This is a genomic window from Citrobacter sp. C5_2 (assembly GCF_014596845.2).
GTDB classification, from domain to species: Bacteria; Pseudomonadota; Gammaproteobacteria; order Enterobacterales; family Enterobacteriaceae; genus Citrobacter; species Citrobacter werkmanii.
In genome coordinates, this window is record NZ_CP115032.1 from 4,320,858 (window position 1) to 4,338,639 (window position 17,782).

Here is a 17,782-nt window from a genome sequence, read left to right on the forward strand (position 1 = left end):
GCACCACCGTTAACCGCGGGTCATCATCAGCTTACGCAGCGCAGCAAAATCAGCAGGCAGGTGATGAGAGAGCAGCGGCAAATCAGCGCGCTCCGCCAGCTCTTTTGGCAGAGCCAGCGTAAGCTCTAGAATCTCTTCAACGCTTTCCTTAAACTTCGCCGGATGCGCGGTGCCGAGGAACAAGCCATACTCGCCAGGATTCAACTGGTCACGCAGCGCACGGTAAGCCACCGCCGCATGCGGTTCTGAGGTGTACCCCATTTCATGCAGCTCGCGCATCGTATCCTGAGTGGTAGCATCGTCAACGGCGGCATACCCCAGCTCATTCAGACGCCAGATTTTACGGCGGAACAGTTCTTCCACACGCGGCCAGTTGTTCGGCTGGCTGACATCCATCGCGTTGGATAACGTCGCCTGCGTCGCCTTCGGCGCCCACTCGCCTTCTGCAAGGAAGCGTGGAACCGTATCGTTGACGTTGGTCGCCGCAATAAAGCGCTTCACCGGCAAGCCCAGCGATTTCGCCAGCAGTCCGGCGGTCAGATCGCCAAAGTTGCCGCTGGGAACGGAAATAACCAGCTGGTTGCGCGCTTCTTGCGGCAGTTGAGCCACAGCTTCAAAGTAGTAACAGATTTGCGCCAGCAGACGGCTGATATTGATTGAGTTAGCCGAGTTCAGCCCCAGCGCCACCTTCAGTTCTTCGTCATCAAACGCCTGTTTCACCAACGCCTGGCAAGCATCAAAATCACCATCAATAGCGACGGTTTCAATGTTACCGCCCAGCGTACAGAACAGTTTTTCCTGTAATGGGCTGATCTTGCCGCTCGGATAGAGGATCACCACGCGAACGTTCGGCAGACCATAAAACGCATGCGCCACCGCAGCACCGGTATCGCCGGAGGTCGCCGTCAGAATCGTTACCGGTTTGTCGCCGCTGATGTGCGTCAGCATCTGCGCCATAAAGCGCCCGCCAAAGTCTTTAAATGCCAGTGTAGGACCGTGGAACAGCTCCAGACAGCCAATGTCCGCTGCAACCTGAGCAACCGGCGCCGGGAATGCAAACGCCGCGCGTACGCGCTCTTCCAGGATCTCCTGCGAGATCTCGTCGCCAATAAATGCGGAAAGGATCTTAGCGCTGCGGCTAACGAAGTCCTGGTTCAGCATCTCATCCACTTCTGTCAGATTGAATTCCGGCAGATCGTGCGGAAAAAACAACCCCTGATTCTTGCCAAGCCCTTGCGTGACGGCCTGCGCAAAGCTGACCTGTTCGTTATGATCTTTCAGATTATAGAGTTTCATTGATTATCCCAGTACCCGTGCGCCTGCCGTGTCCAACCGGCAAATATGAACAAAGCCTTCCTGATTTTGCAGATAATGTTTAGCCAGCCAGTCTGCAACACGCTGCGCCGTATCCGGCTTATCGCACAAGGCGAACAGCGTCGGTCCTGACCCGGAGATCCCGCTGGCCAACGCGCCGATTTCCGCTACCGCCTGACGCGCCTGGCTGAAGCCTGGCAGCAAGCGGGTACGATACGGCTCAGCGATGACATCTTTCATCAGCTTCGCGGCCAGAAGAGGCTGACGGGAATAGCAGGCATGGATAAACCCTGCCAGATGCCGCCCGTGGGCGATGCAGTCCTGACGGCGATACTGCGCAGGTAAAATGGCCCGCGCTTCCGCCGTCGACACTTTAATCCCCGGATACGCCAGTACCCACAGCCACTCATCAAAGCCTGGCACCTGCTGGCTGATAATGCCGTTTTCTTCGATCATTAACTGCATACCGCCCAAAAAGCACGGGGCAACATTATCGTAATGAATACTGCCGGAGATACGTCCTTCCAGCTCTCCCATGATCGCCAACAGGCGCGTGTCGTTGAGCGGTTTCCCACAGTGCTCGTTCATGGCGACTAACGCCGCCACAACGGAACAGGCGCTGGAACCTAACCCGGAGCCAATCGGCATATTTTTTTCCAGCGTCATTGCCACCGGAACGGTTTTACCCAGTTCCTGACAGAATCGCTCCCAGCACTGATAGACGATATTTTCTCGCGGCTCAGAAGGCAGTTTGTCAGCAAAGCGCCCAAGATTATTCAGACTGAACTGGTCGGCTGGCTCAACAGAGACCACATCGCCCAATAGCGAACCGTCTACGGGGGTTACCGCCGCCCCGAGCACATCAAATCCGACGCTCATATTGGCGCTGGAAGCCGGGGCATAAACTCTTACCATGTCAGACTCCTAACTTCCATGAAAGGGTACGTAGCAGGTCGGCAAATACACCCGCCGCCGTTACGTCATTACCTGCGCCGTATCCGCGCAGCACCAACGGTAACGGCTGATAGTAATGGCTATAGAACGCCAGCGCGTTTTCACCGTTTTTCACTTTGAACAGCGGATCGTTGCCGTCTACTGCATCAATTTTCACGCGACAGACGCCGTCCTCTTCAATATTGCCAACATAGCGCAATACTTTCCCCTCATCACGAGCTTTCGCCACGCGCGCGGCAAAGGCGTCATCCAGTTGCGACAACTTCGCCATAAACGCGGGAACATCACCGGAATCATCAAATTCTGTTGGCAGGACCGGTTCAATGACAATGTCAGACAGCTCCAGCTCACGGCCGGTTTCACGGGCCAGGATCAGCAGCTTACGCGCCACATCTGTACCGGAAAGATCATCACGCGGATCGGGCTCGGTATAGCCCAGCTCACGCGCCATAGTGGTCGCCTGCGAGAAGTTCATGCCTTCATCCAGCTTGCCAAAAATAAACGACAGCGAACCGGAAAGGATGCCGGAGAATCGTTGCAGTTCATCACCTGCGCTGAGCAGGTTTTGCAGGTTTTCAATAACCGGCAAGCCCGCGCCCACGTTGGTGTCGTACAGGAATTTACGTCGCGACTTCGCCGCAGCAAAACGCAGTTGATGGTAGTAATCCATCGACGACGTATTGGCCTTTTTGTTCGGGGTGACCACATGAAAGCCTTCGCGCAGGAAGTCGGCATACTGATCCGCCACCGCCTGGCTTGAGGTACAGTCGACAATCACCGGATTGAGCAGATGATATTCTTTCACCAGACGAATTAAACGCCCAAGGTTGAAAGGCTCTTTCGCACACTCCAGCTCAGACTGCCAGTTTTCCAGATTCAGACCGTGGACGTTGGTCAGCAGGGCCTTCGAGTTCGCCACGCCGCACACGCGCAAATCGATATGCTTGTTTTTCAGCCAGGTTTGCTGACGTTTAAGCTGCTCCAGCAGCGCACCGCCCACCCCACCGACGCCAATCACAAACACTTCAATCACCTGGTCGGTGTTGAACAGCATCTGATGGGTCACGCGTACGCCGGTGGTGGCGTCGTCGTTGTTCACTACTACCGAAATAGAACGCTCAGAAGACCCCTGGGCGATGGCCACGATATTGATGTTCGCACGAGCCAGCGCGGCAAAGAATTTCGCCGAGATGCCGCGCAACGTGCGCATACCGTCGCCAACCACCGAGATGATAGCCAGACGCTCAGTCACCGCCAGCGGCTCCAGCAGACCTTCTTTCAGCTCGAGATAGAATTCATCCTGCATCGCGCGCTGCGCACGCGCGCAGTCGCCCTGCGGGACACAGAAGCTGATGCTGTATTCAGAAGAGGATTGCGTGATCAGCACCACCGAGATGCCTGCACGCGACATCGCGGCGAAAACGCGCGCCGCCATGCCCACCATACCTTTCATTCCAGGGCCGGAGACGCTAAACATCGCCATGTTATTGAGGTTAGAAATGCCTTTTACCGGCAAGTCGTCGTCATCACTGCTGGCACCGATCAGCGTACCGGGCGCTTGCGGATTGCCGGTATTTTTAATCAGGCACGGGATCTGGAACTGGGCAATAGGGGTAATGGTGCGCGGATGTAGTACTTTAGCGCCGAAGTAAGAAAGCTCCATCGCTTCCTGATAAGACATCGACTTCAGCAGTCGGGCATCGGGTACCTGACGCGGATCGCAGGTATATACGCCGTCGACATCGGTCCAGATCTCGCAACAGTCCGCACGCAAACAGGCGGCCAGTACGGCGGCGGAGTAGTCAGAGCCATTACGCCCCAGCACCACTAACTCACCTTTTTCATTCCCGGCGGTAAATCCGGCCATCAGAATCATATGGTCCGCTGGAATACGGCTGGCGGCAATGCGGCGCGTAGACTCGGCGATATCAACAGTAGATTCGAGGTAATGGCCAACCGCCAGCAGTTTCTCAACCGGGTCGATGACCGTCACGTTGTGCCCGCGCGCTTCCAGCAGGCCAGCCATGATGGCGATCGACATTTTTTCGCCACGGCAGATAAGCGCGGCATTGATGCTGTCCGGGCACTGCCCCAACAGGCTGATACCGTGCAGGACGTGCTTAATCTGAGCAAATTCTTGTTCAACCAAGGCTTTGAGCGGAGCCAGCGGGAAACCCGCCTGCGCGGCGGCAAGACCAGCTAAAAGCTCTGAGAAAATGCGTTCGGCATCGCTGATGTTGGCTAAAGCATCCTGACCACCGATGGTCTTTTCAATCATCGCCACCAGATGGTTGGTAATTTTGGCAGGGGCAGAGAGAACGGTCGCGACCTGCCCCTGTCTGGCATTGCTTTCCAGAATGTCGGCAACCCGCAGAAATCGCTCTGCATTTGCCACTGATGTACCGCCGAACTTCAACACTCGCATGGTTTACCTCATTGCCTTTGGTCGAAAAAAAAGCCCGCACTGTTTAGGTGCGGGCTTTTTCTTGTGTTTCCTGTACGCGTCAGCCCGCACCGTTACCTGTGGTAATGGTGATGGTTGTGGTAATGGTGATGCTGATGCGTTTCATGATGTTGTGTGCTCTGTAATTATTATCTGTCTGTCTTGTATTCTTTTAGGGTTAAAGTATCTGCTGACCTAAGTCAATAAATTTTTAAATTGATCACATTCCGAAACTTGTTCATGAGCCACTGCTTGCCCTTTTACTTTCAACCAATACAGCATGTCCGACCCACTTGAAACCAAAACAAAACGCCAATGATAAAACATTAACCAGCATTTTATTTTGTTATGTTTTTTTCTATATCATGTAAAAAACGGTGCAGCATTGCCGTGTCTCGCTGCCCTAATAAGCCCATTCGCTGTTGCAGCCAGTCGGTGAGTTTGATGTCGTCAGAAACGTTCAGCGTGGCTAATAAACGTAAAACGCGCGCACGCAATGCCTGCAACTGAAGTTCATCCGCTACCTCATTATTTTTGGCCGGTTGTTGTATTAAACCTGCTAATTGATAGCAATACACCATCACCGCCTGTCCCAGATTGAGTGAAGGGTAGTCAGCCACCATCGGTACCCCGGTAAGGACATCCGCCAGTGCTAATTCTTCGTTGGTCAGCCCGGAATCTTCGCGCCCAAACACCAGCGCGGCGTGATCCATCCACGCGGATTTTTCCTGCAACAGAGGAACGAGTTCGACCGGCGTGGCGTAATAATGAAACTTCGCCCGACTGCGCGCCGTGGTCGCCACGGTAAAATCAACGTCGTGCAACGCTTCGGCTAGCGTTGGAAAAACGCTAATATTATCAATAATATCGCCCGAACCATGTGCGACCCATCGCGTTGCAGGCTCCAGGTGGGCCTCGCTGTCCACGATCCGCAATTGAGTGAATCCCATGGTCTTCATCGCGCGGGCAGCCGCACCAATATTTTCCGCTCTGGCAGGGGCAACCAGAATAATTGTTAAACGCATTTCGATACTCTTTTGGCCAGTCGGCAGGTAATAATGTGACGCACATCAACATATTACGCAGCGCGAATTTACATATTTTTAACAGAAATCACTGAAAAAGGATTTCGCATCCAATAAAAAATGCTAAACTATTTCCAACCTGTACTATTGCTTTTTATGTTAACAAAAGTTGCATATCCTGCTGTTTATCCATGATAATTTAATTTAAAATGGATAGCATTGGTTGGATTCATTACATTTATTAATTAGCTCGTGCAACTAGTTGTAATATTGCAATTTTGTGATGAAAGCAAACATTTGGATGCGTTGATTTCATCAAACTGTTAACGTGCTACAATTGAACTTGATATATGTCAACGAAGCGTAGTTTTATTGGGTGTCCGGTACGTCTTAGCCTGTTATGTTGCTGTTAAAATGGTTAGGATGACAGCCGTTTTTGACACTGTCGGGTCCAGAGGGAAACTACCCACGACCAAGCTAATGATGTTGTTGACGTTGATGGAAAGTGCATCAAGAACGCAATTACGTACTTTAGTCATGTTACGCCGATCATGTTAATTTACGGCATGCATCAGGCAGGTCAGGGACTTTTGTACTTCCTGTTTCGATTTAGTTGGCAATTTAGGTAGCAAACATGCAGACCCCGCACATTCTTATCGTTGAAGACGAGTTAGTAACACGCAACACGTTGAAAAGCATTTTCGAAGCAGAAGGCTATGATGTATTCGAAGCGACAGATGGCGCGGAAATGCATCAGATTCTCTCTGAATATGACATCAACCTTGTGATTATGGATATCAATCTGCCTGGGAAAAATGGTCTCCTGTTAGCGCGCGAACTCCGCGAACAAGCTAACGTTGCGCTGATGTTCCTGACGGGCCGTGATAACGAAGTCGATAAAATTCTCGGCCTCGAAATCGGCGCCGACGATTACATCACCAAACCGTTTAACCCGCGCGAACTGACTATCCGTGCTCGTAACCTGCTGTCGCGTACCATGAATCTGGGTACCGTCAGCGAAGAACGCCGTAGCGTCGAGAGCTACAAGTTCAATGGCTGGGAGCTGGACATCAACAGCCGCTCTCTGATTGGTCCTGATGGCGAGCAGTATAAACTGCCACGCAGCGAATTCCGCGCCATGCTTCACTTCTGTGAGAATCCTGGCAAAATCCAGTCTCGCGCAGAACTGCTGAAAAAAATGACCGGTCGCGAACTGAAGCCACATGACCGTACCGTTGACGTGACTATCCGCCGCATTCGTAAACATTTCGAATCAACGCCGGATACGCCAGAAATCATCGCTACCATCCACGGTGAAGGCTACCGTTTCTGCGGCGACCTGCAGGATTAATTCGATCCTTACATGTATAAAAACGGCGCTTTATGCGCCGTTTTTCATTTCACCGCTCCGCTATTTCCATATACGTAATTCATCACTCTCATCGGGTTGCGGCTCAGGAAGCGCTTTCGACATTGGTTTTGGCTGCGCCAGCGAGTGCCAGTCAAGATGACGCGTCAGGAACATCACGCCACACAGCGCGAATAACAGCACGCTGGTGCCAAGCAGTAAAGAACTGTCCTGCGAACGGAGCAACACCCACATCACGCCATCCAGCCCCAGCAGCGCTACGGTGAACAAAATACTCTTGCGCCAACCCTGTAATATCGCCTGCAGATATACACCGTTCATCAATGCGCCCACAAGGCTTGCCGTAATCCACGCGGCGGTAAAACCAATGTGTTCTGACAACGCCAGCAGCAACAGATAAAACATCACCAGCGATAACCCCACCAGCAGGTACTGCATCGGGTGCAGTCGAAGGCTGGTCATGCTTTCAAGCACAAAGAAAGACATAAAGGTCAGCACAATCAGCAAAATGGCATATTTTGTCGCCCTGTCCGTCAATTGATACTGATCCGCAGGGGTGGCGACAGCGACGCTAAATGCAGGCATTCCCTCCCAGCCAATCTTTTCACCATCAAAGCGTTCGCCGAGGTTATTAGCAAACCAGCTGCTTTGCCACTGGGCATTGAATCCAGACTCACTGATTTCGCGCTTAGCCGGAAGAAAATCCCCAAGAAAGTTGGGATGCGGCCAATTGCTGGTTAAGGTCATTTCACTGTTACGGCCAACCGGAACGACGGAGAAGTCGCCGGTTCCGCTCAAATTAAGCGACAGCGCCATGCTGAGATTTTGCGCCGTCCAGCTCGCGTTGGGTAGCGGAATATGGATCCCCTGAGCACGACCCGCCAGACCTGTTCCTGGCTCCACGGCCAGCGACGTGCCGTTGACCAGGGGGGCTTTCACCACGCCGATCCCACGCGCATCCCCCACGCCCACCACTATGAACGGTTTGCCGATACTGACATTAGGATGGTTTAAATCACTCAAACGTTCAGCGTTAAACTCGGCTTTCACCGCCAAATCGTTATGCCAGACCTGGCCTTCATAAATACCAATTTTACGCGCTTCAACGTTTTGGCTTCCCTCGACGACCAACGATTCCGGTAGCCAGAAATGGATATAGCTGCGTTTACGCTGGACCTCTTTACCCTCTTCCAGCTCGGTATAAAGTTCCGTCACCGGAATGGCAATCAACGGGCCGACCATCTTTTGCGGTCCGCTGGTGCTCTGGCGGATTGCATCTTCAACGTCATGGCGATAGTCCGATCGCTCAACGATTATCTGCCTGACCATTGTCAGGGGAATTAACAGCAACAGCATGGCGCCACCTAAGGTGACGATTTTCCAGAACAGGGGTGATTTCAACATAGCGTTCTCCTTTGCAATACCAGCAAGGTAGAACAGCTATGTGCGGGGAATTTGAAGTTATGTGAAGTGACGGTGAAGCGTAAACGAAGCCTGTGCCCCACCTTCCGGTCGATTGCGTAAGGTCACCGAGCCTGCATGCAGTCGCGCAACCTCACTGACAAACGCCAGTCCCAATCCGCTGCTCTTAAGCCCATTTTCACGGGGCAGCGAGTAGAAGCGTTCAAAAATACGCGGCAACGCAAAGTCAGGGATCCCGCTGCCGCTGTCGGTAACCTGCAACGTGACCTGATCCTCGTGCTGATGCGCGCTGAGCACAATCGTCCCGTCCTGCGGCGTAAAGTCGATAGCGTTGTCGAGCAAATTCCCCAATGCCTGCTCCAGCAGCGCGGGATCGGCATCAACGCTAAGCGATGAAGGCATAATGGTCAGCGTGATGTTTTTTGCCGCCAGTTGCACGCTCCGGGCCTCTTTGAGCTGGGCAAACAGCGCATCTACCGCCACCGGCGTCAACGTAATGTCCTGGCGATTCTCCAGCCGCGCCTGGCGTAACAAGGTTTCAACCAGCGCCTGCATGCGCGCATTTTGTACCAGAATATTATCGGTAAAACGCGCCACCACGTTCGGCGGCGGGCCTTCGCGCAAAATTTCCGCCGCGCCGCGAATGGCCGCCAGCGGACTTTTGAGTTCATGCGTTAACGCATAAACGTACTGCTCAATATAATTCTTACCCTCCAGCTTCAGACGCATACTTTCCAGCGCCTGCGCCAGTTTACGTAGCTCGCTGCTGCCTAAATCAGGTAGTGGGACGGGGCGATTCTCAGTAACGGAATCGGCATAGCGCGCCAGTCGGGCAATAGAACGGTTGATCCACCATACCATCCCCGCGCCAATCACTAAGGCGATCCCCAGCAATACCGCGCTGGCCCACAGCATCCGCCGTTCACTGCGTTTAATCACCGGCGCCATCGCCGCATTGGGTTTGCCAACGCTAAGCACCCCGATAATACGCCCGCCGTCAACGATCGGCGCGGCAACGTACATTACCGAACTTTCCGGATCGTTCGGATCTTGCAACGTACTGCGGGCGCCATACTGCCCACGCAACGTTAACCACACGTCATTCCAACGGGAATAGTCCTGGCCGACCGCTTGGTTAGCGGAATCAAACAGCACCTTACCCTGCGCGTCCGTCATATAGACATGGTATTCATTACGCACTTTGTTAATGCCGCTGATATTGGCACGGAATGGGCGGTTATGCAGTTGGGAAAATGCCTGCGCCAGCTTACCGTTGGCGGGCGCGTCAGAGAGTAAATCATCACGCGCCAGCGCAGCCAGCAACGTGGCGGTATCAATCAATGTGCCTTCAGTCGCCCGGCGGACGCCAGGCTTAATTTCCTGCACAAAGATCGACAACACGAACCAGGCGGCAACGGCGACAATCAGGAAATAGCCGAGCAGCAAACGCATACCAATGCGCATCAGACGCTCCTCAGGCTGTATCCCATACCGCGATGCGTATTAATGGGCGAGATCTCAGGGTTGATCGCCCGTAGTTTGGCTCGCAGCGTTTTGATGTGGGTATCGACCGTTCTGTCGAAGGTGTCCTGCGCATCGGCCCAGACTAAATCCATCAATTGCTGGCGAGAGTAAATGCGCCCCGGCGACATCAGCAGTGTTTTCAGCAACAGGAATTCATAGCGCGTCAGAGTTAACGGTATACCGAACCAGGTAATCTGCGCGGCCAGCTCATTAAGCTCAAAATCCCCGCAGCGCGTCGTTGTGGAAGGAGAGGCGAATTTTTGCACCCGCCGCAGCAGTGTACGTACGCGGGCGCACACCTCACGCGGCGAGAAGGGTTTGGCAACATAATCATCCGCGCCGATCTCCAGCCCCAGCAGGCGGTCCACTTCATCGCTGCGCGCGGTGAGAAAGAGGATCGGCAGCGCCGGATGGCGTTCCAGCAGGCGTCGACACAGCTCAAAACCACTGATATCCGGCAGGCCGACGTCCAGAATTATCGCATCGGGGCATCTCTGGCGCGCATTTTCCAGCACCGGCAGCCCGCGCTCAAACGCTTCTACGCGAAAGCCTTCCTGCTGCAGCATGTAAATAAGCGTATCCGCGATGCCCTGCTCATCCTCAACCAACCAGATCAACGGCTGTTGCATTTTGCTTCCTTGTTATTGCCGCCACGGCATAATGGGCACAGCGCTGATGGCATTTTTGGGCGATCCATCAACCACTTTATCTGAATAGGCCAGATAGGCCAGCGCATTACGTTTTGCGTCATAAAAACGTACGACCTGTAAGGACTTAAACACCAGCGAGGTCCGTTTTTTAAACACCACTTCGCCTTGCGCTTTACCGTTCTTGATTCTGTCGCTCAGTTCCACCGGTCCTACCTGCTGGCAGGAGATGGCGGCATCAGAGGTATCTTCAGCCAGCCCCAACCCACCTTTGATGCCGCCGGTCTTGGCACGACTCACGTAGCAGGTCACATTGGTCACATCCGGATCGTCAAACGCCTCGACCACAATTTTATGGTCCGGCCCAAACATTTTGAACACCGTATCGACAGATCCAATCTGCTCCGCATGGGCGACTTGCGCCAACATCAGCAAAATTGAGGAAATGGCTAAGCTCTTATATTTCATATTGTTACCATTCTTAAAAGTTACTCTGGGTAATTATTCGACATTCTAAGATAAAACGTATACAGATCACAGGATTACAATAATCACGCTTTCGAATGTCCAAAAAAAGCATTTATGAGCAAAAAAAACACTGAATGCTAAAACAACAAAAAATGCTATTATCCTCATACCTGACGTCAGGTACTCGTTGTTGAAAGGATGAGGATATTTTATGGATCAGGCTGGCATTATTCGCGACCTATTAATCTGGCTGGAAGGTCATCTGGATCAGCCTTTGTCGCTTGACAATGTGGCGGCAAAAGCAGGCTATTCCAAGTGGCACCTGCAGAGAATGTTTAAGGACGTGACGGGCCATGCTATTGGCGCCTATATCCGCGCCCGTCGTTTATCGAAATCCGCAGTGGCGCTTCGCCTGACTGCGCGCCCTATTTTGGATATTGCCCTGCAATACCGCTTCGACTCTCAACAAACCTTTACCCGCGCGTTCAAGAAACAGTTTTCTCAGACGCCAGCGCTGTATCGCCGCTCGCCGGAATGGAGCGCTTTTGGTATTCGCCCGCCAATGCGACTCGGTGAATTTGCTATGCCTGCGCACGAGTTTGTGACGCTGGAAGATACGCAACTGCTGGGCACCACGCAAAGCTATTCCTGCTCGCTGGAACAGATTTCAGATTTCCGTCATGAAATGCGTATTCAGTTCTGGCGCGACTTCCTTGGCCATGCGCCTTCAATCCCGCCGGTGCTGTACGGGCTGAACGAAACGCGTCCGAGCATTGAAAAGGACGACGAACAAGAAGTGTTTTACACCACGGCACTGACGCCGGAACAAGCCAATGGCTATGTACCGTCGGCGCAGCCTATCCTGCTGCAGGGCGGCGAGTACGTGATGTTTACCTATGAAGGGCTGGGGACTGGCGTACAGGAGTTTATCCTGACGGTATACGGCACCTGCATGCCGATGCTAAACCTGACCCGCCGTAAAGGGCAGGATATCGAGCGATACTACCCGGCAGAAGATGCCAAAGCGGGAGATCGCCCGATCAACCTGCGCTGCGAATTCCTGATACCGATTCGCCGCTAACGCTGCAGCTCATCCAACGCAGGGGCGTCCAGATGTGAGATGTCCCCTGCCGTTTCAACCACCCATCCCGGCGCAAGCCATAAACTTTCCTGGTAATCAACGCGGGAAATAGAGCAATTGCGCAGACGCAGGCGACGTTCGGCCCATGCCGGCAATCCCAGAATCGTACTCACCAGGCAGCCCAGCGCGATACCGTGGCTCACCAACAGTGGGCGGCTCCCCTGCGGAAGGTCCAGGCAGGCTGCCAGCGCCGCGTTGACGCGATCGCTCAACTCCTGCATCGATTCCCCTTCCGGAATACGCCCATCAACCGTACCGTTCACCAACTGACGACGCCAGCCCTCTTCTTCAGACGTCAGCGTGTCGATATGACGTTTTTCCAGCACGCCCATATTCAGTTCACGCAGCCGGGAGTCATAAGTGATATCACAACCACAAGCCTGAGCGATGATTTCTGCTGTGCGTCGTGTACGACCTAAATCACTACTGATGACATGCGTAATACCCAATGAGCGGGCGCGTTCACCAACCTGCATGGCCTGCTGCTCACCTTTAGCGGTCAGTGGGCTGTCTGACTGGCCTTGAATACGTCGCTCGGCGTTCCACTGCGTTTCACCATGGCGAACAAGGTATACCTGTAACATGCTTTTTTTCCGTTATACTGCGATGCGATGAATTTTCAAACTGAGCTTTATTATGCACAAGGTTATCTCTGCTACCACCAATCCTGCCAAAATTCAGGCAATTCTCCGGGCATTTGAAGAGATTTTCGGGGAAGGATCCTGCCATATCGAACCCGTCGCCGTCGAGAGCGGCGTACCGGAACAGCCTTTTGGAAGCCAGGAAACGCGCACTGGCGCACGAAATCGCGTGGATAATGCGCGCCGCCTGCATCCACAAGCTGATTTCTGGGTAGCCATCGAAGCTGGAATTGACGATGACGCCACCTTCAGTTGGGTGGTAATTGATAACGGCGTTCAGCGCGGTGAAGCGCGATCGGCCACGCTGCCGCTGCCCGCCGTTATTCTCGACAGAGTCCGCCAGGGAGAAGCGCTTGGCCCGGTGATGTCGCAGTACACAGGCATTGATGAGATTGGTCGTAAAGAGGGCGCGATTGGCGTATTTACCGCGGGTAAGCTGACGCGCTCAAGCGTTTACCATCAGGCGGTCATTCTGGCGCTTAGTCCGTTTCATAACGCGGTGTATTTATAGCATTGTGCCGGATGTTCAATCGTAGGCCGGATAAGGCAAAGCCGCATCCGGCGGATCAATTTTTCCCGAGCAGTACCTGCTCCAGCCACTGGCGCAGATCCACCGGCGCGGATTTCAGGCTGTTCGAACCGCGCGTAATGGTGGCGATGCCCGCCCCAAGCTCATTTTTCAGCTCGCGCTGGCTCATCTCGCCGCGCAACAGCTCTTCAATGATACGCACGCGCGTGCCCAACGCTTCGCGCTCATCCGGCGTCAACATCAAATTGAGTAGCGGCAGATGTAAATCTTGCTCATAGGCGTGTTTAAGTAAGTCGACAAAACGTAACCACTCCTGGTGACGCTGTTCTGCCATCTCTGCTGAATAGGGTGATTGCTGAGTCATAAGATATCGCCATCGTTGTGGGGGAAGCGTGCTTGCCTCCCCTTTTTGTACTCTCTAACGAGTACGATAGCATAACACAACCGATGCGATCAGTAACGACGTTGCCATTCTGCGTCGCTCATCAGCTCCGGTTTATCGCCAAGGAAATAACGATAGTACGCATCGTAAGCCAGCACGTTCTTCACATAACCACGCGTCTCTGAGAACGGAATGCTTTCGACAAACGCCACGGCATCGATCCGACCTGCGCTATTGCCCAGCCAGGTGCGCACACGCCCCGGTCCGGCGTTATAGGCCGCCGATGCAAAGATGCGGTTATTGCCAAATTGCTGATAAACATACTGCAAATAGCTGGTGCCAATGTTGATGTTGGTATCAGGATCCAGCAGTTGACTCGGACTACTGTAACCCGGAATCGAGAACATTTTCACCGTGTGCGTTGCGGTGCCCGGCATAATCTGCATCAGCCCACTGGCGCCAACCGGCGATTTCACTTTCGGGTTCCAGGCGCTTTCCTGACGCGCGATCGCCATCGCATAACTTGGCGGAATATCTTTCCCGCTGGTATAGCGGGTAAACAGATCTTTATAGGCCAGCGGGAAGCGCTCTTCCAGATGATCCCATAGTTTACCGGCGATCGTCGCCTGTACGCTCAGATCCCACCAATGATTGTTAAACGCGTAGCGCGCCAGCTGCGCCTGCTCGGACTTGGTGCGGCTGGTGACCAGATTTGCCCATTCACTGCGCGCGGTATTATCCAGATTCCAGTACATCAGCTCGCGTACGCGCGCCATTTCCGGTCCCTGAGTCAGCGCAGAGTCAACGTTCGCTGGCGCTTTATCCACCTTCAGCTCGTACTCTTCGCCGAGGCGTTGCGCCGCCACCATCGGGTAGAAACCGCGCTGCTGCATGAGTTGATGCAGGATCTCTTTCGCTTCCGCCTCGCGTCCGCGCTCCAGCAGCAGATCCGCTTGCCAGTAGCGCCACTCGTCTTTTTCTTTTGCATCCATCGGCAGACGCGCCAGCCAGGTATTCAGGCCGCGACGATCGCCAGTTCCCAGCGCCATCCGCACGCGACGCTCCACAAGCGAGGTGGAATTTGAGCGCATAATCGCATCATCACGCCATTTCGCCTGCTCGTCGGTGACGTCATTGCCCATCAGACGCCAGGCGACGATGTCGCGCAGCTCCTGAGTCTGCTCGTCATTTAACTGCTGCGCCTGCACCAAAGAGGGGATCATCAGGCGGGCGTTTTCGACATCCTGACGCGCCACGCTGGCAAAAGCCACCGCCGCCATCTGCCGGGTGAAATCCGTTGCGCCAGTGGTGCGCGCAAAGGTCATTACGGTGTTTGGATCGTTAGCCAGCGCGATGATTGCCGACGCAATCGTCTGGTACTCCCCAGGCATTTGCCCGGCCAGCGCGGTGACCAGCCCCGTATTGCCCGCTTTCATCGCCAGACGAATACGCTCCAGATAAGCCAGCGGATCCTGAGTGCCTGAGGCGCGCCATACGCCGAATAATTTGTCACAGGCGTTCGGCTGACTTTTCCCGGTCAGCCACAGCTCTTTCGCGCCCCGCCAGGCCTCTTCGGTTTGTCCGGTACTCCATTTCGCGAAGTAATAGTTACATTGCGCTTCCGTGGTACCCGGTTTTTCCGGGCTAAACGCCAGCAGTCCACGCCAGTCTTCCCGTCGCGCCAGTTCATTCACAAAACGCGATTGCAGAGTACGCGCCGGGGGCAGCGTCGGGTTGGCGCGCACAAAATTGGTGACGGTAATAGTCGGCTGATTCATCAGATCGTCAGTAATCTGACGATATTCCAGATAGGGATACAGAGGATAGTTCTTCAGGCCGGGCATCATCTGCTCTACGACATCCATCTGTCGGTTGTCCCAGGCCTGCTTAATTTGCGCATAGCGATTGCGCTGCTCATCCAGGGAATCGGCTCGCGCCACTTGACTGACCGTCAGCAGACATACGCTGGCCGCCAGCAGGCGCCAGGTAAATTGTTTGGCTTTGTCCACAAGCTCTTCCTCTTGTCATGTTACGTCTGTGCAGCATCATGCCGCTTAATTCATTCATGCTAACCAGACATTGCAGAATGCGCCACGTCACGGACACTTTTTTACTTTTGTTGCGAGTGAGATCTGCTGGCTGGGATTGGGCAATGAAAAAGGCTACACTTCGCTTTTGATAACTCTATTCATCACTATAAAAGAGGCGAAGTCCACGTGGCTCAATTCGTTTATACCATGCATCGTGTCGGCAAAGTCGTTCCGCCGAAACGTCATATTCTTAAAAACATCTCACTGAGCTTCTTCCCTGGCGCCAAAATCGGTGTACTCGGTCTGAACGGCGCGGGTAAATCTACCCTGCTGCGCATCATGGCCGGCATTGATACCGAAATCGAAGGCGAAGCTCGCCCACAGCCGGGCATTAAAATCGGCTACCTGCCGCAGGAACCAAAACTGAACCCGGAACACACCGTCCGTGAGTCTGTTGAAGAAGCGGTGGCCGAAGTCGTTAACGCCCTGAAAGGCCTGGATGAAGTGTATGCCAAGTACGCAGAACCGGACGCCGACTTCGATAAACTGGCCGCGCAGCAGGGCAAGTTTGAAGAGATTATTCAGGCGCACGACGGCCATAACCTGAACGTGCAGCTCGAGCGTGCCGCTGACGCCCTGCGTCTGCCGGACTGGGATGCCAAAATCGAGAACCTTTCCGGTGGTGAACGCCGCCGCGTCGCGCTGTGCCGCCTGCTGCTGGAAAAACCAGACATGCTGCTGCTCGACGAACCAACCAACCACCTGGATGCCGAATCCGTCGCCTGGCTGGAACGCTTCCTGCACGACTTCGAGGGTACCGTCGTGGCGATTACCCACGACCGTTACTTCCTCGACAATGTTGCGGGTTGGATTCTGGAGCTGGACCGCGGCGAAGGTATTCCATGGGAAGGCAACTACTCCTCCTGGCTGGAGCAGAAAGATCAGCGTCTGGCGCAGGAAGCTTCTCAGGAAGCCGCTCGTCGTAAATCTATCGAGAAAGAGCTGGAGTGGGTGCGTCAGGGCGCGAAAGGCCGCCAGTCTAAGGGCAAAGCCCGTCTGGCGCGCTTTGAAGAGCTGAATAACACCGAATACCAGAAGCGTAACGAAACCAACGAACTGTTTATTCCACCTGGACCTCGTCTGGGCGATAAAGTCGTTGAGGTCAGCAATCTGCGTAAATCCTACGGCGATCGCGTGCTGATCGACGACCTGAGCTTCTCGGTACCGAAAGGCGCTATCGTCGGCATCATCGGTCCGAACGGCGCGGGTAAATCGACGCTGTTCCGCATGATGTCCGGCCAGGAACAGCCTGACAGCGGCACCATCACGCTGGGCGAAACCGTGAAGCTGGCCTCCGTTGACCAGTTCCGTGACGCAATGGATAACAGCAAAACCGTGTGGGAAGAAGTTTCCGGCGGGCTGGATATCATGAAGATCGGCAACACCGAAATGCCAAGCCGCGCCTACGTAGGCCGCTTTAACTTCAAAGGCGTGGATCAGGGTAAACGCGTGGGCGAACTGTCCGGCGGTGAGCGCGGTCGTCTGCACCTGGCGAAGCTGCTGCAGGTTGGCGGCAACATGCTGCTGCTCGATGAACCGACCAACGACCTGGATATCGAAACCCTGCGCGCGCTGGAAAACGCCCTGCTGGAGTTCCCGGGCTGCGCGATGGTTATCTCGCACGACCGTTGGTTCCTCGACCGTATCGCCACCCACATTCTGGACTACCAGGATGAAGGTAAGGTTGAGTTCTTCGAAGGTAACTTTACCGAATACGAAGAGTATAAGAAACGCACGCTGGGCGCAGATGCTCTGGAGCCGAAGCGTATCAAGTACAAGCGTATTTCTAAGTAATTACCGTTAAGCGCCGTATCCGGTCTACGAGGTTAATGC

General features: G+C 54.0%; 17 protein-coding genes and 1 other annotated feature. Of the genes, 4 read left to right on the forward strand and 13 right to left on the reverse strand.

The window, feature by feature from the left end; all coding sequences use genetic code 11:
* Nucleotides 1–9: 9 nt before the first annotated feature.
* The 6 genes from thrC to yjjY form a co-directional block, all read right to left on the reverse strand.
* Nucleotides 10–1,296 (reverse strand): threonine synthase, encoded by a 1,287-nt coding sequence (gene thrC, locus ICA20_RS21015; protein ID WP_038637048.1) that lies wholly within the window; start codon nt 1,294–1,296, stop codon nt 10–12.
* 3 nt (nt 1,297–1,299) lie between these two features.
* Nucleotides 1,300–2,229 (reverse strand): homoserine kinase, encoded by a 930-nt coding sequence (gene thrB, locus ICA20_RS21020; protein ID WP_038637046.1) that lies wholly within the window; start codon nt 2,227–2,229, stop codon nt 1,300–1,302.
* A 1-nt stretch (nt 2,230) separates the two neighbouring features.
* Nucleotides 2,231–4,693, reverse strand: a complete 2,463-nt coding sequence (gene thrA / locus ICA20_RS21025; protein ID WP_038637044.1) for a bifunctional aspartate kinase/homoserine dehydrogenase I — start codon at nt 4,691–4,693, stop codon at nt 2,231–2,233.
* Between the two features lie 23 nt (nt 4,694–4,716).
* Nucleotides 4,717–4,843 (reverse strand) — a sequence feature (Thr leader region).
* A complete protein-coding gene (gene thrL / locus ICA20_RS21030) occupies nt 4,773–4,838 on the reverse strand; it encodes a thr operon leader peptide (protein ID WP_032337689.1) in 66 nt (21 codons plus the stop codon). (Overlaps the previous feature by 66 nt.)
* Before the next feature lie 206 nt (nt 4,844–5,049).
* Nucleotides 5,050–5,736: a tRNA/rRNA methyltransferase gene (locus ICA20_RS21035; RefSeq protein WP_038637042.1), complete on the reverse strand. Its 687-nt coding sequence runs from the start codon at nt 5,734–5,736 to the stop codon at nt 5,050–5,052.
* Between the two features lie 398 nt (nt 5,737–6,134).
* Nucleotides 6,135–6,275, reverse strand: a complete 141-nt coding sequence (gene yjjY / locus ICA20_RS21040) for a protein YjjY (protein WP_042998021.1) — start codon at nt 6,273–6,275, stop codon at nt 6,135–6,137.
* 95 nt (nt 6,276–6,370) lie between these two features.
* On the opposite strand from yjjY, the gene arcA reads away from it, so the two are divergent.
* Nucleotides 6,371–7,087 carry a two-component system response regulator ArcA gene (arcA, locus tag ICA20_RS21045; protein ID WP_001194359.1) on the forward strand — a complete coding sequence of 239 codons (717 nt, stop codon included), beginning with the start codon at nt 6,371–6,373 and terminating at the stop codon, nt 7,085–7,087.
* A 60-nt stretch (nt 7,088–7,147) separates the two neighbouring features.
* Here arcA and creD read toward each other — a convergent pair whose 3' ends face one another.
* Genes creD through creA form a run of 4 tightly spaced genes read right to left on the reverse strand, consistent with a single transcriptional unit; the run spans nt 7,148 to nt 11,166 of the window.
* Complete coding sequence (gene creD, locus ICA20_RS21050) at nt 7,148–8,509, reverse strand: cell envelope integrity protein CreD (protein ID WP_038637038.1); 1,362 nt, start codon at nt 8,507–8,509, stop codon at nt 7,148–7,150.
* A gap of 57 nt (nt 8,510–8,566) precedes the next feature.
* Nucleotides 8,567–9,991, reverse strand: a complete 1,425-nt coding sequence (gene creC, locus ICA20_RS21055; protein ID WP_038637036.1) for a two-component system sensor histidine kinase CreC — start codon at nt 9,989–9,991, stop codon at nt 8,567–8,569.
* Complete coding sequence (gene creB / locus ICA20_RS21060; protein WP_038637035.1) at nt 9,991–10,680, reverse strand: two-component system response regulator CreB; 690 nt, start codon at nt 10,678–10,680, stop codon at nt 9,991–9,993. Before creB ends, creC begins: the two co-directional genes overlap by 1 nt.
* A gap of 12 nt (nt 10,681–10,692) precedes the next feature.
* On the reverse strand, nt 10,693–11,166 hold the full coding sequence (gene creA / locus ICA20_RS21065; RefSeq protein ID WP_038637033.1) for a protein CreA: 474 nt from the start codon (nt 11,164–11,166) through the stop codon (nt 10,693–10,695).
* 211 nt (nt 11,167–11,377) lie between these two features.
* On the opposite strand from creA, the gene robA reads away from it, so the two are divergent.
* The gene (gene robA, locus ICA20_RS21070; protein ID WP_038637031.1) at nt 11,378–12,247 is read left to right on the forward strand and encodes an MDR efflux pump AcrAB transcriptional activator RobA; all 870 of its coding nucleotides are present in this window, start codon (nt 11,378–11,380) and stop codon (nt 12,245–12,247) included.
* Here the strand turns inward: robA and gpmB are convergent.
* On the reverse strand, nt 12,244–12,891 hold the full coding sequence (gene gpmB, locus ICA20_RS21075) for a 2,3-diphosphoglycerate-dependent phosphoglycerate mutase GpmB (RefSeq protein ID WP_038637028.1): 648 nt from the start codon (nt 12,889–12,891) through the stop codon (nt 12,244–12,246). The genes robA and gpmB overlap by 4 nt on opposite strands.
* Before the next feature lie 52 nt (nt 12,892–12,943).
* Here gpmB and yjjX point away from each other — a divergent pair, with 52 nt between their 5' ends.
* On the forward strand, nt 12,944–13,459 hold the full coding sequence (gene yjjX / locus ICA20_RS21080) for an inosine/xanthosine triphosphatase (RefSeq protein ID WP_038637026.1): 516 nt from the start codon (nt 12,944–12,946) through the stop codon (nt 13,457–13,459).
* A gap of 55 nt (nt 13,460–13,514) precedes the next feature.
* Here yjjX and trpR read toward each other — a convergent pair whose 3' ends face one another.
* Both trpR and sltY read right to left on the reverse strand, forming a co-directional pair.
* Nucleotides 13,515–13,841 carry a trp operon repressor gene (gene trpR / locus ICA20_RS21085; RefSeq protein WP_003837292.1) on the reverse strand — a complete coding sequence of 109 codons (327 nt, stop codon included), beginning with the start codon at nt 13,839–13,841 and terminating at the stop codon, nt 13,515–13,517.
* An 89-nt stretch (nt 13,842–13,930) separates the two neighbouring features.
* Nucleotides 13,931–15,868, reverse strand: coding sequence for a murein transglycosylase (gene sltY, locus ICA20_RS21090; RefSeq protein WP_038637023.1), 1,938 nt, complete (start codon nt 15,866–15,868; stop codon nt 13,931–13,933).
* 207 nt (nt 15,869–16,075) lie between these two features.
* On the opposite strand from sltY, the gene ettA reads away from it, so the two are divergent.
* Complete coding sequence (gene ettA, locus ICA20_RS21095) at nt 16,076–17,743, forward strand: energy-dependent translational throttle protein EttA (RefSeq protein ID WP_038637020.1); 1,668 nt, start codon at nt 16,076–16,078, stop codon at nt 17,741–17,743.
* Nucleotides 17,744–17,782: the final 39 nt, after the last annotated feature.